The following is a 21,452-nucleotide window of genomic DNA, read 5'->3' on the forward strand; positions in this document are numbered from 1 at the left end:
TCGTTGTCGATCGTGGGTGGCGAGGCGGCTCAGCGGGCGCGGCGCGCGGCGGCGGCCTCGGCGATCATCTGCTCGATCGGGAATTCCACGGTGAACCCGAGAAGTTCGCGGGCCCGCTCGTTCGACGTGGTGTAGTGCACGGCGGGGCCCGGCAGCGTAACGTCCACATAGGACAGTCCACTGTGGCGTGCCAGTTCGGGGACGAGATGGTCGAAGCCCACGGAGTCATCGGCCCCGATCCCGATCACCTCGCCGTCGAGTCCCGGGGATTCCGCGGCGGCGAGCACTCCGGAGGCGAGATCCCGGGTGTCCAGGATGCCCATCCGGAAAGCGGTGCCGTCCGCGCCACGGGAGAGCACCAGTTTGGTGCTGCCGTCCTCGTGCGGTTCGAGCGCCGCGACCGCACCGGTATTGCCGAATCCGCGCTGCTGCTCGATCTTCTGCCGGAGGAAGAACCGGGGACCGGAGAAGAAACCGCGCTCGTCGAGCAGTTCGGCCGCGTCCTGGAAGTGCGAGAACCGCAGCACGACCGCCCGCAGTCCCCTGGCGCGCCGGTAGAACGCCACGGTGTCCTCGGCAAGACATTTGGTGAGCCCGTACACGCTGCGCGGCGCGCGCGGATGATCCTCGTCGAGCGGCTGGTACACCGGGCTGCCTTCCGGATAGACCTCGCCGGTGCTGGCGAGGACCAGCTTCGCCCCGGCACGCGCGGCCGCCTCGGCGACGTTCGCGGTGCCGAGCACGTTCGCCTCGAACAGTGCCGCCTCGTCCGCGCGGTTCCAGGACATCCGCGCGGCCAGGTGGATCACGACCTCGGTGCCCGCGCAGGCGGCGATCAGTCCGTCCCGATCGGAGAGCGCGAGCCGCACCGGTGGCGCGATGTCGATGGGGACGACCTCGTGCCCGCGTTCGGCGAGCCGGTCGGTGAGGAGGCGGCCGAGGCGCCCGGCCGCGCCGGTGACGGCGATTTTCATCGATTCTCCTGTGCTGGGGTGTGGACCGGGCCGAGATAGCCGAGACCGAGACTGACGGTGTCCGCCGCCTCGATGATCGTGCGGCCGAGCTCGGCCTCCCGTTCGTCGAGCGCGATCACCGAGAGCGCACCGGAAAGCGAGAGCGCGGCGACGACCTCCCCGGTGTGATCGCGAACCGGGGCGGCGATACAGGCCCTGCCGAGTGCGAGTTCCTCGATCTCGGTGGCGTACCCGCGCTCCGCGATCGAGGCCAGGTTCCCGGTGAGCGCGTCCAGGGTGCTCAGGGTGTGCCCGGTGAACGCGTGCAGTGGTTCCGTGCCGAGCAGTTCGGCCCGCTGCCCCTCGCTGGTGCCCAGCAACAGGCACTTGCCCATCGCGGTGGCGTGCACCGGATTACGTTGCCCCATCAGGGAAAACGACTTCTGCGCCAGCTGGCCCTCGACATTGAGCAGGTAGAACAGCTCGGCACCGCGGCGGACCGAGACATTCGCCCCGAGCCCCAGTTCCCAGGCGAGCCGCTGCGCGACCGGCCGGGACTGGCGGTAGATCGGGTCGTTGTTCAGCGCGACCCCGGCCATCGTGAGCACCGCGGGGCCGAGTTCGTAGAGCTGGCTGACCGGGTCACGGCGCACGAGGTCGACGGATTCGAGCGTCGCGAGCAGTCGCGAAGTCGTGGAGACGCCGAGCCCCACCTGCGCGGCCACATCGGACACGCGCAGCGTCGGGCGCCCGAGCGTGAAGGCGCTGAGCACCCCCGCCGCCCGTTCGACGCTCTGATTGCCGCCAGTTTCGGAAACCATGACACGAATTATGACCTTCGCTTGCAAACTCTGCAAGCGTCATGCAAATATTGGTGCAGAACGTCGATCTTCCGGAGAGGACCGCACCATGAGGCGCATCGCCGACGTCACCACCTTCGTGCTGAAGCTGTCCGGGCCACGGGCGTATCTCGGCGCCCTCGAGGACGGCAGCGAACTGGGCCGGGAACGCGGCTACGTGGTACGGGAACCGTGGCGCAGCCTCTATTCGGGCCGTTTCGAGACGATGCTGGTCCGGATCACCGCCGAGGACGGCACCGAGGGCTGGGGCGAGGCGCTCGCCCCGGTCGGCCCGGAGATCCCCGCCGCGGTGGTCGAGCGGCTGCTGGCCGGATGGCTGACCGGACGGGAACTCACCGGCGTGCGGCCACTGTGGGACGGGCTGCGCGATCTGATGCGGGAACGCGGACATCTGGTGGGGCATCAGGCCGACGCGCTCGCCGCGGTGGACATCGCCCTGTGGGACCTCTACGGCAAGCTCACCGGCCTCTCGGTCGCGCAGCTGCTCGGCGGCGGGCGGCGGGAAACCGTCCCGGCCTACGTCTCCGGTCTCCCCCGGCCCACCGATGCCGAACGGGCCGCACTCGCCGCGGACTGGGCGCAGCGGGGCGCCAGCCGGGTCAAGCTCGCGCTCGGCAAGGGCATCGAGGCCGATCTCGCCACCTTCGACGCCGTCGCCGAGGCGGCGCCCGCGATGCGGATCGCGGTCGACGCGCACTGGGCCTACTCGATCGGCGAGGCCATCGAGCTCGGCAGCGAACTGGATCGCAGGCACGCGCTGTTCTTCGAGGCGCCGCTGGTCCCCGAGGACAGTGCGGGGCACGCGGAACTGGTCAGCCGGATCACCACCCCGGTCGCGGTCGGCGAGGCGATGCGCAACCGCTACGAGTTCGCCGACTGGCTCGGGCGGCGCGCGCTGCGGATCGCCCAGCCCGATGTGGCCCGCACCGGGATCACCGAGGCCAGCTCCATCGCGGAACTCGCCGCAGCGCACCATGTTCGGATCGCCTACCACCATTCGGTCGGGCTCGGAATCGCGCTCGCCGCGGGCATCCACGTCTCCGCTGCCGGTGCCGGGGTCCCGTTCTTCGAATACCAGCCGGACACCGTTCCCATGGCGCAGCGCATCCTGCGCGACCCACTGACCGCGGGCCCGACGGGGTTCGCCGTACCGACCGGACCGGGTCTCGGCGTCGAGGTGGACGCCGAAACGGTCCGCACCCTCGCGAAGGAGAGCTGATCCCGTGCCCGACACCCCGACCGGACTGATCCCCATCCTGGCCACCCCGTTCACCGAACGCGGCGAGCTGGACCTGCCCTCGCTACGCTCACTCGTGGAATTCGAGCTGGCCTCCGGGGCCGACGGGCTCGCCGTGTTCGGCATGGCCAGCGAGGGTTTCGCGCTGACCGCGGCCGAGCGCGCCACGATCCTGCGCGAGGTCCGCGAGCTCGCCGGTCCCCGGGTGCCGATCGTCGCCGGGATCAACGGGACCAGCACCGTGAACGCGCTCGAGCAGATCGATGCGGCGAGCGGAGCCGATCAGGTCATGGTGCTGCCCCCGTTCCTGGTCAAGCCGGGACTGGGCCAGGTGACCGAGTTCTTCGCCGAGGTGGCCGAACGCGGCGGGATCCCGGTGATGATCCAGGACGCGCCCGGGGTGACCGGAACCGCCATCGAACCGGCGGCGATCGCGAAGCTGGCCGAAGTGCCCGGCATCACCGCGATCAAGGTCGAGGCGCCGCCGACCCCGCCGAAGATCGCGGCCGTGCGCGAGACCGGGCTCACGGTGCTCGGCGGGCAGAACGCCCAGGCGCTGATCGAGGAGTACGACAACGGCGCGGTCGGCACGATGCCCGCCTGCGAGTTCACCGATCTGCTCCGCCCGATCCTCGACGACCTCGCCGCCGGGCGGCGCACCGAGGCCCGGTCCGCGTTCACCGCGCTGCTTCCGCTGATCCACCTCGGCGTGCGGCCCGGCCAGGCCTGGGCGGTGCACAAGGAGGTGCTGCGGCGCCGGGGGATCATCGCGTCCTCGGCGACCAGGCTGCCCGCGCGCCCGCTCGAACCGGTGACCGCGAAGGCACTCGGCGAGCTCCTCGACGAGCTGGCCCTGCCCGCGTGGCACGGCGGGCCGCGATGAGCCGGAGCGTGGTGCTCATCGGGGGCGGCTCCCCGATCGGGCTGGCCATCGCCGAGTCGTTCGCCGCCGAGGGCGAGCGGGTCCTCGGTGCGGGCCTGGAACCGGTGCGGCACAAGGCGTTCAGCGAATTCGTGGTGGCCGATGCGGGTACCCCGCACGGGGCGGAAGAGGTGATCGGCCGCGCCGGAACCGTGGATGTCCTCGTGCTCGCCGCCGCGGCGCAACCGGTCGCGCCCGCCGCGGAAACGAGCGAGGAGCAATGGCGTTCGGCCATCGCGAACACCCTGGACGCCGCGTTCTATCCGGTACGGGCGGCCCTTCCCGTCCTGTCCGATGGCGGTTGCATCCTCGCGGTCACCTCGGTGAACGGCTTCCTCGCCGCTCCGGGTCTGCCCGGCTACGCCGCGGCCAAGGCCGGGGTGGACGGCCTGGTCCGCCAGCTCGCGCTGGAATACGGTCCCCGGGGCATCCGGGTCAACGCGGTCGCTCCGGGGATGATCGGCGGGAGCGAACTCCCGGACGCGGCCGAGGGCTACCCGCTGCGCCGGACCGGGGAACCACGGGAGGTCGCGGACGCGGTCACCTTCCTCGCCTCACCGCGGGCCTCGTTCATCACCGGTGTGGTGCTCCCGGTGGACGGCGGTCTGTCCATCTCCTCCCCCGCCGCCTTCGCCCGGCCCGATCTGCGCGCGAGGTTCCTGTCATGACAGCAACATCCGGATGGTTCGAGGAAGCCTTCGCCGGGCAGACGCTGCTGGGGATCCTGCGTGGCTTCGATCCCGGGGAGACGGTCCGGCTCGCCGAACTCGCCTGGCGACTGGGCGTGCGCTGTGTCGAGGTACCGGTGCAGGACGAGCGTGGCCGCGCGGCGCTGCGGGCCACCGTCGAGGCCGCGGCGGGCCGTCCGGTCGGCGCGGGCACGGTGACCACCCCGGAACGCCTGCACGCCGCGGTCCAGGCGGGCGCGGCGTTCACCGTGGCACCCGGACTCGATCCGGAACTGGCCGAGGCGAGCCGGTCCGCCGGGCTGCCGCATCTGCCCGGGGTGGCCACGCCGAGTGAGGTGGCGCTGGCCGAGCGGATCGGGCTGCGCTGGGTGAAGGCGTTCCCCGCCGCGGCACTCGGCACCGCGTGGTTCTCCGCCATACGCGGCCCGTTCCCCGGGATGCGGTTCGTGGCCACCGGCGGGATGACAGCCGCGAGCGTCACGCCCTACCTGGACGCGGGTGCCTCGGTCATCGCCCTCGGCTCCGGGCTCGCCGATCTGCTCAATCCGCCCATCACGGCGTGAAACCGCACACCACACCCCATTCCGCGGGGATTGCGCCGGTATTCTGGGCCGATGTGCCGTGCCCGCCGTGAAGGAGTCCGATGACCGAGTCGACCACCGATCAGCGTGCCACGGACCACGAAGGGGGCTTCCGGTCCCGGTTCGAGGTGACCACCGAGCGTGGTGGCCCCCGCTACGGGGCCTTCAGCGAGGAGGTCCGCCGGCTGATGGACCTGACCAGGTACGCGTGCCCGACCCCGGACCTGATCGACGGCCTCATCGAGGATCTGCGCGGGATCAACGAGCGGCTGGCGGCCACCCAGGTCGACGAGTGGCACAGCCCGGCGGGGACCCGGATCGACCTGCCCGCGCGGGGCAACATCACGCTGCCGCCCTACGAGGTGGAGCAGGCCGGTCCGGACGGGGTCTCCGCGGTGGTGACGTTCCGCCCGTACCACCTCGGCGGCAACAACGCCGCGCACGGCGGGCAGGTGGCGGTGGCCTTCGACGATCTCGCCGGGATGGCCTCGGTCATGGGCCAGGGCAAGGTCAGCAGGACGGCCTATCTGACCGTGGATTACCGCTCGATCACGCCGCTGGACACGCCACTGCGCTGCCGGACCTGGGTGGACCGGATCGAGGGCAGGAAGGTGTTCATCCGCGGTTCCCTGCACGACGGGCAGCGGCTGTGCGCCGAACTCGACGCGCTGTTCATCCAGCTGAAGCCGGGCCAGCAGTAGGTCAGCTCGACACGCGCGTTCAGAGCACGCCGAGCTCGGTGATCTTCCAGGAGCCGCCGGGATCCCGCTGCGCGCTCAGGCGCAGCTGGGCGGTCCCGGAACGCTGCTGGGTCGACCCGGACATGATCTGCTGGTCCACGAGGGCGAGCAGTTCGGCCCGGTCCCCGTGCAGCGAGACCACCCCGAGGTTGCGCACGATCGTGGTGACGATGAGCCGCTTGCTCTGCGCGGTGTCCCTGATCCGCCCGAACAGCGCGTCGTACTGGCGCACCGCGGCACCGGTGAACAGGCCGCGCGCCGCCTTGTGGGCGTTGTCCAGATCGGCGTAGTCGTAGCTGAGCACCTGGGTCAGCGGGCCACGCAGCCGATCGGTGAGCTCGCTGGTCTTCCCGGCGTCCACCAGTGTCTCGTTGTCCGAACGCAGCAGCGCACCGGTCACCCCGAGCGCGGCGGCGAGCACCGCGGCGATGATCGCCAGTACCGCGCACCGGCGCTGCACCTGTTCGGCGGGCAGCGCGCGCAGTTTCCCCGGGAGGGACCGCACTCGGCCGGGCAGTGCACGCATCCGGCCCGGCAGCGCCCGTACCGGGCCCGGCAGGGTGATCGGCCAGCCCGTCATGGTGTCCCCGTCCCGGTCGAGGACAGATCCCCGACCAGCCAGCCGGAATCGGTCCGCGCCATCCGCGCGGTGAATCCGGCCTTGCGGCGCACCGCGGGTTTCCCGTTCGCGGCGATGTGCACATCGGCGGAAAGGATCACGGTCGCGGTCCCGGCGTTGACGTCCACCTTGGTCACCGCGGCCGAGGTGATCCGCGCGGTGCTCACCGATTTGGTCCGCTTGGCCTGGTTGGCGTCCGATTCCCGTGCCCGGTCCAGGTTCGCCTTGTAGGCCCCGGTGGCCACCGCGGACCACTGCTTCAGGTCCGCATCGGCCTTGCGGTAGTCGAGGCTGGCGAGCGCGGCGACGTCGGTGCGGGCCGCCTCGAGCGCCCCATCGCGGGCGGAGGCGACCGAGGCGTCCGAACCGAAGGCGTCCTGCCAGGCGGAGAAGGCGAACACGCCGAGCCCCGCGAGCGCCACGGCGAGCAGCGCGACCGAGAGCCGGACCCGATGGCGGTTCATTTCTGCAGTCCGTAGAGCTGTTCGACGCTGTCCGGGCCACCGGAACCGCTGACCTCGCCGATCACCCCGGGCATCCCGCCGGGCAGCTGGGCCGGGGCGGCCGGCTTCGGCGGCGCGCCGCCGTAGGGCGCGTTCTGCGCGCCGCGCACCAGGATCGGGCTGCCCTTCGGTTCGGCGCAGTAGGCGGCCTGGTTCGGGTTGTAGTTACCCATATCGGTTCCCGCGTGCTGTTTGGTCGCCTGATATCCCTTGGTGCACGGCGGCGGCTGGTAGAAGCTGAGCTGGAAGGAGAGCTGGCCCTGGTTTCCCCGGGACAGCGTCGGGCTGACCCCGCCGATCATGGGCAGCCCGACGAGCAGCTGGCGCACCGCGGGCACCCGGGATTCGAGCAGCTGGGATGTGGTGAGCAGGTTCGCGAGCACCGCGGAGAGCCCGTTTCCGCTACGGTGCAGGAAGTTCTGCACCTCCCCGGTGACCTTCGGGGCCTCGTGGGTGATCTTGCGGATGTCCGGATCGGATTTCTTGAGCTGGGCGGTGATATCGCGCAGGCCGTTGGAGAACGTGGACAGCTGCCCGGTCAGCTGCGACTGGGTGTCGAGTACGGTCCCGCCGGTGTGCAGTAGCTTCTTGGTCTGCGGGACGTACTCGTCCGCGGTGCCCACGAAGGAGTTCGCGGCGTCGATCAGGGTGCGCAGATCCTGGCCGCTGCCGTCGAACGCGGTGCCCAGTTCATCCACCACGGTGCGCAGCGAACCGGTGGGCACATCGTTGACCAGTTTGTCCACCGCGTCGAGCATCCGCGCGGGGGCGACCGGGACATCGGTCTTGCGCTCGGCTATCCGCGAGCCGTCCCGCAGATAGGGCGGGGAATCGTTGTCCGGAACCAGATCCACGTACTGCTCACCGATCGCGGACCGGTCGGTGACGATCGCGCGCACCGAGGCCGGGATCTTCGGGGCATCCGAGTCGATCTTGAGCTGGACCCGGATCCCGTTGTCGGACAGGGAAAGCGAGCCGACCCGGCCCACCGGGCTGCCGCGGTAGGTCACCTCGGCGTTCGGGAAGATCCCGCCACCGGTGGCCAGTTCCGCGGTCACCGTGTAACGCCCGGCCCCGATCTCGTTGCCGAGACCCGCGTAGCGCACCGCGGTGAACCCGACTGCGAGCACCCCGATCACGATGAACAGCACGAACTTGACCTTGACACCGCGGGAGATCATTTGCCGCCCCCGAGCACCGAGTCGAACACTCCGCCGAGCCCGGGCGGCGGCTTCGGGGGCGCCGCGCCCTGCGGTTCCTGCCCGGACGCCGGTTGACCGGAGGCCGGTTGACCGGACCGCTGCTGATCACCGGACTGTGCCTGGTTTCCCTGCTTGCCACCGGATTTGTCCGGGTCCGGGAACAGCGGCGGGATCAGCGGCATCTTGCTGTTCTTCATGTTGTCCCCGAGCACGTCCAGCCGGAAGTCCATGTCCAGGTCCGCGTTGAAGTAGTCGCCCTTGAGCGAGTTCATCGCGTAGTCCGCGAACGGGTAGGACAGCAGGATCTGCATGGACTTCGGGATGTTCGAGCCCGCCTTGGCCAGCTGGCGCAGCGTGGGCGCGACCGTGCGCAGATCGTCGAGCAGATCGTCCCGGCTGCGGTCGATGGTGTCGGTGGCCACTGTGGACAGTCGGCGCAGCGAGCCGAGCATCGCCACGATCTGGTCCCGCTGCTGGTTCGCCGACCGCAGCCCGGGTTCCATGGCGTCGAGCCCGTCGGCGAGCTGTTTGCGTTGCGTGGATACGGTCGCGGACAGGGTGTTGAGCCCGTCGATGGCCCTGGTGATGTTGTCCCGCTGCCCGTTGAGCTGATGGGCGAGGTCGCGCAGCCGGGACAGGGTGGCGCGCAGTTCGGGTTCGCGCCCGTCGAGCGCCCCGTTGAGCTCGTGGGTGATGTTCTGCACCTGCTGGATGCCGCCGTTGTTCAGCAGCAGGGACAGCGCCCCGAGCACCTCCTCGACCTCGGCGTTGCGGTTGGTGCGGGACACCGGGATCGTGCCCCCACCGTGCAGCGTCCCGCTCGGTGCGGCGTTCTTCGGTCCGCCGAGTTCGACGAACTTCTCGCCGAGCAGGCTGGACTGGCGCAGGGTGGCGGTGGCGTTCGCGGGCAGGTGCACATCGCCGTTGACATCCATCGTCACGATCGCGGTCTTGTTGTCCGGGGCGAGCTCCACCCGGTCCACCCGCCCGGCCGCGACATCGTTGACCTTCACCATGGCCTGCGGCACCAGATCGAGCACATCGGTGAACTGGGCGCGCACCGTGAACGGATGCGCGCCCAGATCCGCGCCACCGGGCAGCGGCACGTTGTAGAGACCGTTGAAGCCGCCGGGTGCGCAGGAGCACAACAGGGCGGCGCTTCCGACGAGCGCGGCGAGGCGCCAGCGTCGCCCGGCGTGTGTGGCGCTCACTTCCCGCCTCCCTTGTTCGGTGTCGGGAACGGGGTTCCCTTCGGGGCCCACAGCCAGGACAGTATCTGCGCCAGCGAGGGCAGGTTCAGCCCGTTGTCCACGGTGTTCGCGATCGAATCGCAGAGCTTGTTCGGATCCTTGGTCTGGCTGCGGTTCGGGGTGTTGATCGTCAGCGCCCGGCAGATCGACTGCACCGGGCCGAAGGTCAGCTCACCGAGGTCACCCCTGGTCGCCACGGTCCCGGAGGCCTGATCGTAGGCCCCGAGGTAACCCGAGATCCCGACGGGCGCGGTGTCCAGGGTCTCGGCGAGCGCACCGCGCTGGTCCACGAGCACCTTGGTGATGCCGATAAGCTTGTCCACGTTCTTGCTCAGCAGATCGGAATTGTCCCCGATGAAGCCCTTCACCTTCACCAGCGAATCGCCGAGCTCGCTCAGCGCGGAGCCGAATTTCCCGCTGTCGTCGGAAAGGAACTGGGAGACATCGGCGAGCCTGGTCTCGAAATCGCGCACCTGCGCGTCGTTGTCCGCCAGCGCCTTGGTGAAGTCCCCGAGGTGCTTGACCGTGCCGAACAGGTCGTCCTTGGAACCGGAGAGCGTGTTCGCTGCCTTGGCGAGATTGTGCAGGGTGTCGTGCAGCGCCGCGCCGTTGCCCTTGAAGTTCCGCGCCGCGGAGTTCAGCACCTTGGTCAGTGCCCCGCTCTTGTTCGCCCCGTCCGGGCCGAGCGCCTCGGCGAGCTTGGTGGCGTTGGCGTAGATCTGGTCCAGCTCGACCGGGGTCGCGGTGCGGTCCCGCCCGAACACCGCCCCGGAGGTCATCCTCGGTCCCTCCACATAGGAGGGAGTGAGCTGGATGTAGCGGTCGCTGACCACGGTCGGCGCGACCACGACCGCCTTGGCGTTCGCCGGAACCGGGACATCCCGGTTCACCGAGAACTTCACGCGCACCTGCTTGCCTTGCGGGGTAACGGAATCGACCTTGCCCACGTCGATGCCGATCACCCGGACATCCGAGTCCGGATAGATGCCGACCGTCTTGCCGAAGTAGGCGGTGAACACCTGTCCGGTGCCTCCGGACCCGACCCACCAGACCCCGGCGCACAGCAGCAGGGCCAGAGCGCACAGCATCGCGATCCGAGTCTGCAGCCGCTGTCCGGACTGGTTGCGCACGATCATTTCGGCGTCACCCCCACCCTGCTCGGGTCGTACTGCGGCGCGCTACAGCCGTCCGGGTTGATGACGTTGCCGTTGCCCTGGTCGTTGATCGGGGAAAGCAGACCGCACATGTAGCCGTCGAACCAGCGCCCGCTGCCGACCGTATTGGTGAACATGCGGATGTAGGGCGCGAGGTTGTGCACCAGATTGCCCAGATTGTCCTGCTGATCGGACAGGATCGTGGTGAGCCGGTTCAGCTGGGTCAGGGCCGGCTTCAACCGGGCGTTGTTGTCGTCCACCAGGCCGGAGAGCTGCTGGGCGAGTCCCCGTGTCCCGTCGAGCAGCGCGTCGATGGCCTTCTTGCGCTGTTGCAGCTCGCTGAGCAGCTTCCCGCCGTCGGAGAGCATGCGCTGCACCTCGTCGTTGCGGTCGGCGACCGTCTTGGAAACCTGCGAGGTGTTGTTCACCAGCCTGCGCAGTGCCTCGTCGCGGGAGGCGATCGTCTTGGACAGCGCGGTGAGCCCGTTGAGCGCGCCGCGCATGCTGTCCGGGGTCTTGTCGAAGGTGTCCGCGGCGACATCGAAGGCCTTGGCGAGGTTCTGGCTGTCGATATCGCCCGTGGTGCGGCCGAGCCCTTCGAGTGCCTGCTGCACATCGTACGGGGATGTGGTGCGGTTGACCGGAATCGTGGTGCCCGGTGGCTGCGGATCGGTGCCGCGCACATCGAGGGCGAGCGTTTTCTGCCCGAGCACCGTGGCGATCTGGATGGACAACGTGGACTGTGCGCCCACGCGCGTGTCGTTCACGGTGAACGCCACCCGCGCCTTGCCCTTGTCGAGTTCGACCGAACGCACCTCGCCCACCTTGACCCCGGCGACGTCCACCCGGTCTCCCGCGCGCAGGCCCGCGGATTCCTTGAACAGTGCCGCATAGGTGGTCCCGGTACCCACCAGCGGCAGGTGATCGGAGAAGTTGGCGGCGAGCACCAGAAGCGCGATCACCACGAGGGTGACCAGTCCGACGGAGACCTGGTTGCGGTCGGCGAGCGGGCGCATCACTGGCACCTCTTCGGATCACGGCCGTTGAGCGGAAGCAGATTCTTGAGCTCGATCGGCGCCTGGGTGAGCCCGGTTTTCACGGTGACCCGGCAGATGAAGAAGTTGAACCAGCTGCCGTAGGAGACGGTCCTGGTGAACTGGCGCAACCGGTCCGGGGTACTGGCGATCACCTTGTTCACCAGGGGCCCCGCGTCGGCGAGGTTCTTGCCGAGCGCGCCGAGCTGGTCGATATCGCCCTTGAGGTCCGGGCGGGCCTTCTTCAGCAGGTCTCCGGTGGTGCTGGTGAGCCCGTCCAGCGCGCTGATCGCGTCCCCGATCGGTTTGCGCTGCGCGGAAAGCCCGGAAACCAGTTGCTGGAGTTGGGTGATCGTCCCGGAAAGCTGCGGGCTGTGCGCGTTGATCGTGTCGAGCACCTTGTTCAGGTTGGTGATCAGCTGCCCGATCACCTGATCCTTCGAGGCGATCGTGGTGGTCAGCTGCGCGGTGTCGGAGAGCAGCCCGTCGATCGTGCCGCCCTCGCCCTGCAGCACCTGGATGATCTCGGTGGCCAGCTTGTTCACATCGGCGGGATTCAGTGCCTGGAACAGCGGCTGGAACCCGTTGAACAGCGTGGTGAGGTTGAGCGCGGGCGCGGTGCGGCCGACCGGGATCGTGCCGCCCATCGGCAGGGTCCGGTTCGGATCGCCGACCGCGGCGTTCAGCGCGAGATAACGCTGGCCGATGAGGTTGCGGTACTTGATGCGCGCGGTGCTCTCCGCCGGGATCTTGCGGCCGTTGTCCAGGGTGAAGTCCACTTTGGCCTGACGCTCGTCGAGCACGGTGACCGAGTCGACCTGGCCGACCTTCACCCCGGCGATGCGCACCTCGTCCCCGTGCTGCAGCCGCGAGGCATCGGAGAAGATCGCGCTGTAGTTCCCGGTGGCCCCGCCCCCTCCTCCGGTGATGGTGACCCCGAGGATCCAGGTGAGCACGATGGTGATGACCGTGAACAGGGCCATCTTCACGATCGCGGCTACGGGCAGCTGACGGGTCATCGCAGTTCCACCGCCGATCCGCGGTAGAGCGGTCCGACGAGCATGCCCGCCCAGCCGGGCACCTTGTCCGGGCTGGTGTCCAGCTGCTGGGAGAGCAGCCCGGAAAGCAGCCGCTGCTCGGCGCGCGAGTTCGCGACCGACGGTGCCTGGCTCGCCGACTGCGTGCTCGTCCCGCCCGGGACGGGATCGAGCTTTTCCTCGCTGGCCTTCTGCGACATGTTCGGCGCGGGCGGGGTCTTCGTCCCGTCCTGCAACGGTTTCCCGTCCGGGTACTGCGGGAACCGGGTCTTGCCGTCGTCGGTGTAGCAGCGCGGGCCGCGGTCGTCGAGGTTCTTCGGGTCGTCGGTTCCCGGCTTGTACTGGCCCCGGCTCGCGCTCAGCGTGATCCGCAGGTTCGCCTCGTGCGGGCGTTCCTTGTTGCCCTTGCCGAAGACCTTGTTCTCGGTGTCCACCTGTTTGGCGAACTGGTCGAAGAGGCAGGGGTACTCGGGCGAATAGCGTTCGAGCAGTTTCAGCACCGGTTTCGTGGTACCCACGAAGGAGATCAGGTTCTCCTTGTTCACCAGGAGGAACTTGTTCAGGTCGGCCGAGGTGTCGATCACCGATCCGTAGAGGTACTGCAGATTCTTCTGCTGCTCGGTGAGGGTGCGCGCGGTGGTGGCGAAGTTCGACATGGAGTCGATCAGCCTCGGCACCGCGTCCACGAAGTTCGGGGTGACCTCGGCGAACCGCTGGATGTCCTTGGACAGCTGCGGAATCTCCGGGTTCATCTTGCCGAGATAGGAGCCGAGGGTGGTGACCGTCTGTCCCAGTTCCTCGCCCTTTCCTTGCAGTGCCGTGGAAATCGCGGACAGCGTACTGGCCACCTTCTCCGGGGGAACGGCCTTGAGCACCGGAACCAGATCATCGAGCACATCCTGGATCGCGACGGTGCTCGCGCTGCGGTCCTGGTGGATGACATCCCCGTCGCGTAACGGGGCGACATCCGATCCCTTCGGGATGTTCAGCGAGACATAGCGATCCCCGAACAGGGTCTTGGGCAACATCGCCGCGGTGACCGAGCTCGGCAGCTGCGCGGCGAGCCCGGGATCCAGGCGCAGTTGCAGCGTGGCGCCGGTTCCGCTCGCCGTGATCCCGGAGACCTCGCCGACCTCCACCCCGCGCGCCTTGACCGTCGCACCCTGCTGCAGCTGGCTGCCCACCTTGTCCACGACCGCGGTGACGCTCACCTCGGGGGTGAACGCCTTGCGGTACATGAGGATCGTCAGCGCGAAGAAGCTCGCGATACCGAGTACCATCACCAGGCCGAGCGCCTGGAACCGGAGTCTGGTCGCCCGCGCGCTCATCCGGTTATCCGCACCGTCGTCGTGGATCCCCAGATGGCCAGGGAGATGAACAGGTCCAGCACCGCGACGAGCACGATCGCGGTACGCACCGCCTTACCGACCGCGATCCCGACCCCGGCCGGTCCCCCGCTCGCGGTATAGCCGTAATAGCAGTGGGTCATGATCACCGCGACGGAGAAGATCAGCACCTTGGCGAAGGAATAGAGCACATCCTCGGGCGGCAGGAACAGGTTGAAGTAGTGGTCGTAGGTGCCCCCGGACTGCCCGTAGAACACCACCGTCACCTCGCGCGAAGCCACGTAGGAGATCAGCAGGCCGATGGCGTAGAGCGGGATCACCGCGGCCGCGCCCGCGATCACCCGCGTGGTGACCAGATAGGGCACGCTCTCGATGGCCATCACCTCGAGCGCGTCCACCTCCTCGGAGATCCGCATCGCGCCCAGCTGTGCGGTGAATCCACAGCCGACCGTCGCCGAGAGCGCGATCCCGGCCGCGAGCGGGGCGACCTCGCGGGTGTCGAAGTAGGCGGAGATGAACCCGGTCAGCGCGGCGGTGCCGAGCTGGTTGAGCGAGGAATACCCCTGCAGTCCGACCACGATACCGGTGAACATGGTCATCCCGACCATCACGCCGATCGTGCCGCCGATCAGCGCCAGGGCACCGGAACCGAAACTCAGTTCGGTGAGGACCCGGATGATCTCCTTGGGGTACTTGGTCAGTGTCCGCGGTATCCAGAGCAGCGCGCGCAGATAGAACCACAGCCGCTGCCCGGTCTGGTCGAGCCAGTCACCCGGGATGGACCAGATTCCGCGCCGCCCGGGAAGGAGATCGTCGGCGAGCATGCTCACATCCCCTTCGGTGGCACGATTTTCAGGTACACCGCGGTCACCACCACGTTGATCAGGAACAGCAGCAGGAAGGTGATGACCACGGCCTGGTTCACCGCGTCACCGACTCCCTTCGGCCCACCGGAGGGATTGAATCCGCGGTAGGTGGCCACGATTCCCGCCACGAAGCCGTACATCAGCGCCTTGACCTCGCTGACGAACAGGTCCGCGATCTGCGCGAACGAGTTGAAGCTCTGCAGGTAGGCGCCGGGGGTCCCGCCCTGGAGCACCACGTTGAAGAAGTACCCGCCGGCGACACCGACCACGCTGACCAGTCCGTTGAGCAGGATCGCCACCGTGACCGCGGCCAGCACCCGCGGCACGATGAGCCGGTGCACCGGGTCCACCCCGATCACCCGCATCGCGTCGATCTCCTCGCGGATGGTGCGCGCCCCGATGTCCGCGCACATCGCCGAACCGCCCGCACCGGCCACGATGAGCACCGTGATCAGCGGGGCGGCCTGCTGCACGATCGCGATCGCGCTCGCCGCACCGGTGTAGGACTGCGCGCCGATCTGGGTGGTCAGTGAACCCAGCTGGAGCGCGATCACCGCGCCGAACGGGATCGCGATCATCGCGGTCGGCATGATCGTCACGCTGGCGAAGAACCAGCACTGGCGCATGTACTCGTTGAACTGGAAGGGAAAGATGAACATCGCGCGCAGCACCGAAGCGCCGAGGCTGGTCATCCGGCCCAGCTGGCGCAGGGCACCGACCGGGGACGGAATCAGCGGGTCCGCACGCGTACTCATTCGCCTACCCCACGTTCGCGCCGAAGACGTGGGTCGCCGTGGCACCGCCGTCGGCGACGAACTCCGCTCCGGTGCTGTAGCTGGATTCCTCGCTGCCGAGGAACACGACCAGGTTCGCGATTTCCTCCGGTTTCCCGATGCGGCGCAGCGCGAGCCGGTTCGCCACCGGGGTGAAGTCCAGCTTCGCTCCCCCGGTGATCGCGCCGATCATCGGGGTCTCCACCATGCCCGGATGCACCGAATTGACCCGGATGCCGTCCACGCCCAGTTCGAGCGCGGCGACCTTGGTCATGCCGCGGATCGCGAACTTCGTCGAGGCGTAGGCGACCGCGCCCTGCAGCGCGCCGAGCCCTTCGATGGAGCTGAAGTTCACGATCGAACCGCCGCCGCCGGCGCGCATCGGGGCGATCACCGAACGCATGCCGAGCAGGGTGCCGATCTGGTTGATGTCCACCAGCCGCCGGTAGTCCGCCAGCGTGCAGTGCTCGATCATCGCGAAGTGCAGCACCCCGGCCGCGTTCACCAGAACGTTCGGCGCGCCGAAGGCCTCGGTGCACGCGGCCACCGCGGCCTGCCAATCGTCCTCTTCGGACACATCCAGATGGCAGAACCGGGCGTTCTCACCGAGTTCCGCGGCGTGCTTCTCACCCGCCTCGTCGCCGATATCGGCGACGAGCACCCGGGCACCCTCCTCGATGTAGCGCCGGGCCGTCGCGGCGCCCATACCGCTGGCCGCGCCGGTGATGATGGCGATCTTGCCCTCGAGCCGCTTGGTCACATCAACTCCTCGGTCAGCGGAAGCAGCACGGTCTTCTGCTCCGTATAAGCCTCGAACGCCTCGCGCCCGCCCTCGCGGCCGAGGCCGGACTGGTTGAACCCGCCGAAGGGAAGGTGCGGTTCCAGGGTGAATCCGTTGATACCCACGGTTCCCGCGCGCAGCGCCCGGGAAGCCCGGAAGGCGCGGGACACATCCGAGGTGAACACGGTGGCGCCGAGGCCGTACTTGGTGTCGTTGGCCAGCCGGATCGCCTCCTCCTCGGTGTCGAACGGAACCACGGCGAGCACCGGGCCGAAGACCTCTTCCTGGGCGAGCACCGAGGTGTTGTCCACCTCGGCGAAAATGGTCGGGGCGAAGAAGTTCCCGCTCGCGTACTCGCCGTCGAGCCGCTCGCCACCGGTGACCAGCCGCGCCCCGTCCTTGTTCCCCTGCTCGACATAGCCGCTGACCCGCTCCAGCTGACGGGAGTTGATCAGCGGACAGGCCAGCACGCCGGGATCGAACGGATCCCCGTAGGTGGCGCCCGCGGCCATTCCCTGTGCCCCGGCCAGGAATTCCTCGTACACCTCGCGCTGCACCAGGGCCCGCGACTGCACCACGCAGCCCTGCCCGGAAAGACCGAGGGTGAGCCCGCCCATCGTGGTCATCGCGGCCAGGCCGACGTTCGGCGCGTCCGCGAACACGATCGCGGGGCTCTTGCCGCCCAGTTCCAGGGAGACCCGCTTCATGCCGTCCGCGGAGGCCTCGACGATGTGCTTGCCGACCGCCCTGCTTCCGGTGAAGCTGATCTTGTTCACGCCCGGGTGGTTGATCAGCGCCTCGCCGACGGTGGCCCCCGGACCGGTCACCACGTTCACCACACCGGCCGGTACCCCGGCCTCGATCAGCAGTTCCACCATGCGCAGCACCGAGAAGGTGGCGTACTCGGAAGGCTTGAGCACCACCGTGCACCCGGCACCGAGCGCGGGGGCGAGTTTCTGGGCGAACAGCAGGAAGGGCGCGTTCCACGGCAGGATCGCCGCGACCACCCCGATCGGCTCGCGGAAGGTGGCCGCGATGTGGTCCCCGCCCTGGTACGGCGGTAGCGTCTCGCCGCCGACCTTGTCCACCCAGCCCGCGTGGTGGTCGAACACATCCGCGGCCGCGCCGACCGAGGTGGTGTAGATGCCTCCGAAGGACAGCGGCACCGAATTGTCCAGCGCCTGCAGCCCGCGCAGCTCATCGGCGTGTTCCCGGAGCAGGTCGGCGTAGCGGTGCAGGATCGCGATCCGCTCCCGGGCCCGCATCTTCGGCCAGTCGCCCTCGTCGAAGGCACGCCGTGCGGCCGTGACCGCGGCGTCCACATCGGACTCACCGGCCACCGCGAACCGGCCGACCTCCTCGCCGCTCGCGGGGTGAACATGGGTCCACTGCTCGTTTTCCGTACCGTCGCGCCAGGCGCCGTCGACCAGCAGCTGCCCCTCGGTCAGGCCGAGTTCGTCCCGATGCCCGAGCATCGAAATGGTCATCAGTCGCTCCCTTGCTCCATGTGTACAACGCCTTGGAAGTCGAATCCGATACGCGGATCGCGGTTATCGAAATGATCACCGAGGACAGCGGCCACTTCCTCGTCCCGCCACAGGGTCTGTTCCGCGTGGAACACCCGTTCGTAGCTGGGCGCGGCGAGCAGTCCGATGTGTCCGGAGTGCACGACGAACACCTGCCCGGTCACCCGCTCGGCGCGCGGTGAGCACAGATAGGCCACCAGCGGGGCCACGTTGTCCGGGGAGAGCGGATCGGCCCCCTCGGGAGCGGCGCCGAACACCTCGGAGGTCATCGAGGTGCGCGCCCGCGGGGCGATCGCGTTCGCCCGCACCCCGTAGCGGGCCATACCGCGGGCCGTCGAGGAGGTGAGCGCGACGATGCCCGCCTTGGCCGCGGCGTAGTTCGGCTGGCCGGGAGGACCGAGGGTGAACGCCTCGGAGGCGGTGTTCACCACGGCCACATCCTCGGGCGCCGCACCGGATTTGACCCGTTCGCGCCAGTACCCGCAGGCCGCGCGGGAGAGCAGGAAATGCCCGCGCAGGTGCACCGCGAGCACCGCGTCGAACTCCTCGTCCGACATGTTCACCAGCATCCGGTCCCGGGTGATGCCCGCGTTGTTCACCACCGCGTGCAGCCCGCCGAACTCCTCGGTCGCGGTCCGCACCAGATCGTCCGCCGTCTTGCGCTCGGCGATGTCCCCGGTCACCGGGATCGCCCGTGCCCCGGTCTCGGCCACCAGCTCGGCCGCCGCGCCCGCGGCCTGCTCGGAGACGTCGTTGAGCACCAGGTCGAAGCCGGATCTGGCCAGCGCGAGTGCCTCCGCCCGGCCCAGCCCCTCGCCCGCCCCGGTGACGATGGCCGCCCTGTTCTGCGCTGATGATTCGCTCGTGAACTCGCTCATGGATCCACCGCTCATGGGTTCACCGTGACGATCTGGCGGATGACATCCGTCCCGCCCTCACGCAGCAGGCCGAGTCCCTCGTTGATCTGTTCGAACCCGAGCCGCTTGCTCACCAGGGATTCCAGGTCGAGCTTGCCCGCGCGCCAGAGCCGCACCATCTTGGGCGTGTCCGCGTGCACATTGCAGGAACCGTAGAAGGAACCCAGGATCTTCTTGTCGTGCAGGAACAATTCCTGAGCGCTGAACGAGACCATGGCATCGGCCTTGCCCGCGCCGACCACGACCACGGTCCCGCCGCGCCGGGCCAGATCCCACGCCGAGCGGATCGTGGCGCTCGCCCCGACCACGTCGAACACGTAGTCGAAACCCTCCGCGGAGGTGAGTTCCTGTTTCGCGTCCTCGACCTGGTCCGGGGTCACGGTGTGGGTGGCACCGAAGTGCTTCGCCATCGAGTGCTTGCCCTCGACCGGGTCCACACCCACGATGGCGGAGGCACCGGCGAGCCGCGCACCCTGCAGCACCGAGACGCCGACCCCGCCGCAGCCGATCACCGCGACCGAGGCCCCTTCCGGGACCTTCGCGGTGTTGAGCACCGAACCCACGCCGGTGAGCACCCCGCAGGCGATCAGCGCGGCCTGCTCGTAGGGGACATCGCTGTCCACCTTGACCGCGCCCTCCACCGGGACCACGAGCTCGTCGGCGAAGGTACCCAGCCCCGCGTACCCGAAGACCGGCTGGTCACCGAGCCGGAACCGGGGCGAGGTGAACGCCGCGATCGCGTGTACCGAACACAGATTGAACTCGCCGCGCAGACAGGATGGACACCGCCCGCAGGGCGGCACGAACGAGACCGTGACGTGGTCGCCGACCTCCAGCTCGCCGACCGCGCTCCCGACCTCTACCACCTCGCCCGCACCCTCATGACCGACCACCCCGGGCGCCAGGGCGGGAAGGGTCCCGTCCATCGCCGAGAGATCACTGTGACAGATGCCCGAGACATGCACTTTGACGCGAACCTCGCGAGGACCGGGGGCCACGACCGTCACGTCGTCCCGCAGCTCGAGTGTCTCGTCACCGATATTGCCAAGCACTGCAGCCCGCACCGTCGCCTCCATCGCCGATCGGATTTTCGCGTAAAACCAATCAATCGCTTGCTCAGCTGACTGTTAGAACACGTTCTACCACACTGGATGGCCTAAGCCCATACCTCGGAGCGTCCAACTTGGCGCAACACCGACTGGCCGTACGGGTAGTCGGCACGCTGGACTCGGCTGCACGGCTGCGCTTACAGTAACTGAAACATGTTCTAGCTTCATGCTCTATCTTCGGAGGTGCGAATGGAGCTGCGTTACGCGGATGAGCAGCTCGCGCTGCGCGCGGAACTCCGCGAATACTTCGCCGGGCTGATGACCGATGAGCGGCGCGCCGGCCTGGAGACCGGTGACGACTACGGCGACGGGGTGGCCTACAAGGAGATCGTCCGCCAGCTCGGCAAGGACGGCTGGCTGACCATCGGCTGGCCGAAGGAGTACGGCGGGGCCGGGCGCGGACCGCTGGACCAGTCCATTTTCGCCGACGAGGCCTCGGCCGCCCGGGTTCCGGTGCCCTTCCTGACCGTGAACACCGTCGGCCCCACGATCATGCGCTACGGCAGCGAGGAGCAGCGCTCCTACTACCTGCCCAAGATCTCGGCCGGTGAACTGCACTGCTCGGTCGGCTACTCCGAACCGGGCGCGGGCACCGATCTCGCCTCGCTGCGCACCACCGCGGTGCTGGACGGGGACGAATGGGTGATCAACGGGCAGAAGATGTGGACGAGCCTGATCCGGTATGCCGACTATGTCTGGCTCGCCTGCCGCACCGAACCCGACGCCCCCGCGCACAAGGCGATCTCCATGCTGCTGGTACCCACCACGGCGGAAGGCTTCTCCTGGACCCCGGTGCACACCATGGCCGGGCCGACCACGAGCGCGACCTACTTCGAGAACGTGCGGGTGCCCAAGGACGCGCTGATCGGTGAGCGCGGCCGCGGCTGGTCGCTGATCACCAACCAGCTCAACGAGGAACGGGTCGCCCTCTCCCCCTCGGCCCCGCTGTCCGAGGCACTGCGCGCGGTGCTCGACTGGGCGCGCGAGACCGGCGCCATCGAACGCGAATGGGTGCGCGCCAACCTGGCCGAGGTGCACGCCAAGACCGAGGTCCTGCGGCTGATGAACCTGCGGATCGCCGCGGAGACCGAACAGGTCAAACCCGCGAACGCCTCGGCGACCAAGATCTACGGCACCGAACTGTCCACCGAGGGATACCGGCTGCTGATGGAGGTGCTCGGCGCCCGATCGGTGGTGCGCACCGGATCGGCGGACGCGCTGCTGCGCGGGCGGGTGGAACGGATGCACCGCGCCTCGCTGATCCTGACCTTCGGCGGCGGCACGAACGAGATCCAGCGCGACATCATCGGCGGCCACGGTCTCGGCCTGCCACTCAACAAGCGGAGGTAGCCC

General features: G+C 68.8%; 22 protein-coding genes. 6 read left to right on the forward strand and 16 right to left on the reverse strand.

The window, feature by feature from the left end; genetic code table 11:
- Positions 1 to 29: 29 nt before the first annotated feature.
- On the reverse strand, positions 30 to 974 hold the full coding sequence (locus AD72_RS05365) for an NAD-dependent epimerase/dehydratase family protein (RefSeq protein ID WP_031465270.1): 945 nt from the start codon (positions 972 to 974) through the stop codon (positions 30 to 32).
- Complete coding sequence (locus AD72_RS05370; RefSeq protein WP_031465271.1) at positions 971 to 1,774, reverse strand: IclR family transcriptional regulator; 804 nt, start codon at positions 1,772 to 1,774, stop codon at positions 971 to 973. The genes AD72_RS05365 and AD72_RS05370 overlap by 4 nt, the downstream gene beginning before the upstream one ends.
- Before the next feature lie 88 nt (positions 1,775 to 1,862).
- On the opposite strand from AD72_RS05370, the gene AD72_RS05375 reads away from it, so the two are divergent.
- The 5 genes from AD72_RS05375 to AD72_RS05395 all read left to right on the forward strand — a co-directional run bounded on the left by AD72_RS05375 (position 1,863) and on the right by AD72_RS05395 (position 5,943).
- A complete protein-coding gene (locus AD72_RS05375; RefSeq protein WP_031465272.1) occupies positions 1,863 to 3,032 on the forward strand; it encodes a mandelate racemase/muconate lactonizing enzyme family protein in 1,170 nt (389 codons plus the stop codon).
- A 4-nt stretch (positions 3,033 to 3,036) separates the two neighbouring features.
- On the forward strand, positions 3,037 to 3,933 hold the full coding sequence (locus tag AD72_RS05380; protein ID WP_031465273.1) for a dihydrodipicolinate synthase family protein: 897 nt from the start codon (positions 3,037 to 3,039) through the stop codon (positions 3,931 to 3,933).
- Positions 3,930 to 4,640, forward strand: a complete 711-nt coding sequence (locus AD72_RS05385; RefSeq protein WP_031465274.1) for an SDR family NAD(P)-dependent oxidoreductase — start codon at positions 3,930 to 3,932, stop codon at positions 4,638 to 4,640. Before AD72_RS05380 ends, AD72_RS05385 begins: the two co-directional genes overlap by 4 nt.
- Positions 4,637 to 5,224, forward strand: a complete 588-nt coding sequence (locus AD72_RS05390; RefSeq protein ID WP_031465275.1) for a bifunctional 4-hydroxy-2-oxoglutarate aldolase/2-dehydro-3-deoxy-phosphogluconate aldolase — start codon at positions 4,637 to 4,639, stop codon at positions 5,222 to 5,224. The genes AD72_RS05385 and AD72_RS05390 overlap by 4 nt, the downstream gene beginning before the upstream one ends.
- A gap of 80 nt (positions 5,225 to 5,304) precedes the next feature.
- Positions 5,305 to 5,943, forward strand: a complete 639-nt coding sequence (locus AD72_RS05395; RefSeq protein ID WP_031465276.1) for a PaaI family thioesterase — start codon at positions 5,305 to 5,307, stop codon at positions 5,941 to 5,943.
- Positions 5,944 to 5,962: 19 nt separating this feature from the next.
- On the opposite strand, the gene AD72_RS05400 is transcribed toward AD72_RS05395, so the two are convergent.
- Genes AD72_RS05400 through AD72_RS05465 form a run of 14 tightly spaced genes read right to left on the reverse strand, consistent with a single transcriptional unit; the run spans position 5,963 to position 20,054 of the window.
- Positions 5,963 to 6,562: a hypothetical protein gene (locus tag AD72_RS05400; protein ID WP_051897971.1), complete on the reverse strand. Its 600-nt coding sequence runs from the start codon at positions 6,560 to 6,562 to the stop codon at positions 5,963 to 5,965.
- Complete coding sequence (locus AD72_RS05405; RefSeq protein ID WP_031465278.1) at positions 6,559 to 7,065, reverse strand: hypothetical protein; 507 nt, start codon at positions 7,063 to 7,065, stop codon at positions 6,559 to 6,561. The genes AD72_RS05400 and AD72_RS05405 overlap by 4 nt, the downstream gene beginning before the upstream one ends.
- Entirely contained in the window at positions 7,062 to 8,285 is a 1,224-nt protein-coding gene (locus tag AD72_RS05410; protein ID WP_031465279.1) for an MCE family protein, read from the reverse strand. Before AD72_RS05410 ends, AD72_RS05405 begins: the two co-directional genes overlap by 4 nt.
- The gene (locus AD72_RS05415; protein ID WP_031465280.1) at positions 8,282 to 9,517 is read right to left on the reverse strand and encodes an MCE family protein; all 1,236 of its coding nucleotides are present in this window, start codon (positions 9,515 to 9,517) and stop codon (positions 8,282 to 8,284) included. Before AD72_RS05415 ends, AD72_RS05410 begins: the two co-directional genes overlap by 4 nt.
- Positions 9,514 to 10,692, reverse strand: a complete 1,179-nt coding sequence (locus AD72_RS05420; RefSeq protein ID WP_031465281.1) for an MCE family protein — start codon at positions 10,690 to 10,692, stop codon at positions 9,514 to 9,516. Before AD72_RS05420 ends, AD72_RS05415 begins: the two co-directional genes overlap by 4 nt.
- Positions 10,689 to 11,726: an MCE family protein gene (locus AD72_RS05425; protein ID WP_031465282.1), complete on the reverse strand. Its 1,038-nt coding sequence runs from the start codon at positions 11,724 to 11,726 to the stop codon at positions 10,689 to 10,691. Before AD72_RS05425 ends, AD72_RS05420 begins: the two co-directional genes overlap by 4 nt.
- Positions 11,726 to 12,763 carry an MCE family protein gene (locus AD72_RS05430; protein ID WP_031465283.1) on the reverse strand — a complete coding sequence of 346 codons (1,038 nt, stop codon included), beginning with the start codon at positions 12,761 to 12,763 and terminating at the stop codon, positions 11,726 to 11,728. The genes AD72_RS05425 and AD72_RS05430 overlap by 1 nt, the downstream gene beginning before the upstream one ends.
- Positions 12,760 to 14,109: an MCE family protein gene (locus AD72_RS05435; RefSeq protein WP_031465284.1), complete on the reverse strand. Its 1,350-nt coding sequence runs from the start codon at positions 14,107 to 14,109 to the stop codon at positions 12,760 to 12,762. The genes AD72_RS05430 and AD72_RS05435 overlap by 4 nt, the downstream gene beginning before the upstream one ends.
- Positions 14,106 to 14,957: an MlaE family ABC transporter permease gene (locus tag AD72_RS05440; protein WP_425480753.1), complete on the reverse strand. Its 852-nt coding sequence runs from the start codon at positions 14,955 to 14,957 to the stop codon at positions 14,106 to 14,108. Before AD72_RS05440 ends, AD72_RS05435 begins: the two co-directional genes overlap by 4 nt.
- Positions 14,954 to 15,748 (reverse strand): MlaE family ABC transporter permease, encoded by a 795-nt coding sequence (locus AD72_RS05445; protein ID WP_031465286.1) that lies wholly within the window; start codon positions 15,746 to 15,748, stop codon positions 14,954 to 14,956. The genes AD72_RS05440 and AD72_RS05445 overlap by 4 nt, the downstream gene beginning before the upstream one ends.
- A gap of 4 nt (positions 15,749 to 15,752) precedes the next feature.
- Complete coding sequence (locus tag AD72_RS05450; RefSeq protein ID WP_031465287.1) at positions 15,753 to 16,526, reverse strand: glucose 1-dehydrogenase; 774 nt, start codon at positions 16,524 to 16,526, stop codon at positions 15,753 to 15,755.
- Positions 16,523 to 18,034: an aldehyde dehydrogenase family protein gene (locus AD72_RS05455; RefSeq protein ID WP_031465288.1), complete on the reverse strand. Its 1,512-nt coding sequence runs from the start codon at positions 18,032 to 18,034 to the stop codon at positions 16,523 to 16,525. The genes AD72_RS05450 and AD72_RS05455 overlap by 4 nt, the downstream gene beginning before the upstream one ends.
- Complete coding sequence (locus AD72_RS05460) at positions 18,034 to 18,951, reverse strand: SDR family NAD(P)-dependent oxidoreductase (RefSeq protein ID WP_051897995.1); 918 nt, start codon at positions 18,949 to 18,951, stop codon at positions 18,034 to 18,036. Before AD72_RS05460 ends, AD72_RS05455 begins: the two co-directional genes overlap by 1 nt.
- A gap of 11 nt (positions 18,952 to 18,962) precedes the next feature.
- Complete coding sequence (locus AD72_RS05465; RefSeq protein ID WP_031465290.1) at positions 18,963 to 20,054, reverse strand: Zn-dependent alcohol dehydrogenase; 1,092 nt, start codon at positions 20,052 to 20,054, stop codon at positions 18,963 to 18,965.
- 234 nt (positions 20,055 to 20,288) lie between these two features.
- Between AD72_RS05465 and AD72_RS05470 the strand changes: the two genes are divergently transcribed.
- Positions 20,289 to 21,449: an acyl-CoA dehydrogenase family protein gene (locus tag AD72_RS05470; RefSeq protein WP_020495414.1), complete on the forward strand. Its 1,161-nt coding sequence runs from the start codon at positions 20,289 to 20,291 to the stop codon at positions 21,447 to 21,449.
- Positions 21,450 to 21,452: the final 3 nt, after the last annotated feature.

It is taken from the genome of Sciscionella sediminilitoris, assembly GCF_000737195.2.
GTDB lineage: Bacteria > Actinomycetota > Actinomycetes > Mycobacteriales > Pseudonocardiaceae > Sciscionella > Sciscionella sediminilitoris.

What these genes read in the sequence shown, in the direction of transcription:
- AD72_RS05365 (WP_031465270.1), bottom strand. Translation starts at nt 974, where the DNA reads ATGAAAATCGCCGTCACCGGCGCGGCCGGGCGCCTCGGCCGCCTCCTC.
- AD72_RS05370 (WP_031465271.1), bottom strand. Translation starts at nt 1,774, where the DNA reads ATGGTTTCCGAAACTGGCGGCAATCAGAGCGTCGAACGGGCGGCGGGG.
- AD72_RS05375 (WP_031465272.1), top strand. Translation starts at nt 1,863, where the DNA reads ATGAGGCGCATCGCCGACGTCACCACCTTCGTGCTGAAGCTGTCCGGG.
- AD72_RS05385 (WP_031465274.1), top strand. Translation starts at nt 3,930, where the DNA reads ATGAGCCGGAGCGTGGTGCTCATCGGGGGCGGCTCCCCGATCGGGCTG.
- AD72_RS05390 (WP_031465275.1), top strand. Translation starts at nt 4,637, where the DNA reads ATGACAGCAACATCCGGATGGTTCGAGGAAGCCTTCGCCGGGCAGACG.
- AD72_RS05395 (WP_031465276.1), top strand. Translation starts at nt 5,305, where the DNA reads ATGACCGAGTCGACCACCGATCAGCGTGCCACGGACCACGAAGGGGGC.
- AD72_RS05400 (WP_051897971.1), bottom strand. Translation starts at nt 6,562, where the DNA reads ATGACGGGCTGGCCGATCACCCTGCCGGGCCCGGTACGGGCGCTGCCG.
- AD72_RS05405 (WP_031465278.1), bottom strand. Translation starts at nt 7,065, where the DNA reads ATGAACCGCCATCGGGTCCGGCTCTCGGTCGCGCTGCTCGCCGTGGCG.
- AD72_RS05410 (WP_031465279.1), bottom strand. Translation starts at nt 8,285, where the DNA reads ATGATCTCCCGCGGTGTCAAGGTCAAGTTCGTGCTGTTCATCGTGATC.
- AD72_RS05420 (WP_031465281.1), bottom strand. Translation starts at nt 10,692, where the DNA reads ATGATCGTGCGCAACCAGTCCGGACAGCGGCTGCAGACTCGGATCGCG.
- AD72_RS05425 (WP_031465282.1), bottom strand. Translation starts at nt 11,726, where the DNA reads ATGCGCCCGCTCGCCGACCGCAACCAGGTCTCCGTCGGACTGGTCACC.
- AD72_RS05430 (WP_031465283.1), bottom strand. Translation starts at nt 12,763, where the DNA reads ATGACCCGTCAGCTGCCCGTAGCCGCGATCGTGAAGATGGCCCTGTTC.
- AD72_RS05435 (WP_031465284.1), bottom strand. Translation starts at nt 14,109, where the DNA reads ATGAGCGCGCGGGCGACCAGACTCCGGTTCCAGGCGCTCGGCCTGGTG.
- AD72_RS05445 (WP_031465286.1), bottom strand. Translation starts at nt 15,748, where the DNA reads ATGAGTACGCGTGCGGACCCGCTGATTCCGTCCCCGGTCGGTGCCCTG.
- AD72_RS05455 (WP_031465288.1), bottom strand. Translation starts at nt 18,034, where the DNA reads ATGACCATTTCGATGCTCGGGCATCGGGACGAACTCGGCCTGACCGAG.
- AD72_RS05460 (WP_051897995.1), bottom strand. Translation starts at nt 18,951, where the DNA reads ATGAGCGAGTTCACGAGCGAATCATCAGCGCAGAACAGGGCGGCCATC.
- AD72_RS05470 (WP_020495414.1), top strand. Translation starts at nt 20,289, where the DNA reads ATGGAGCTGCGTTACGCGGATGAGCAGCTCGCGCTGCGCGCGGAACTC.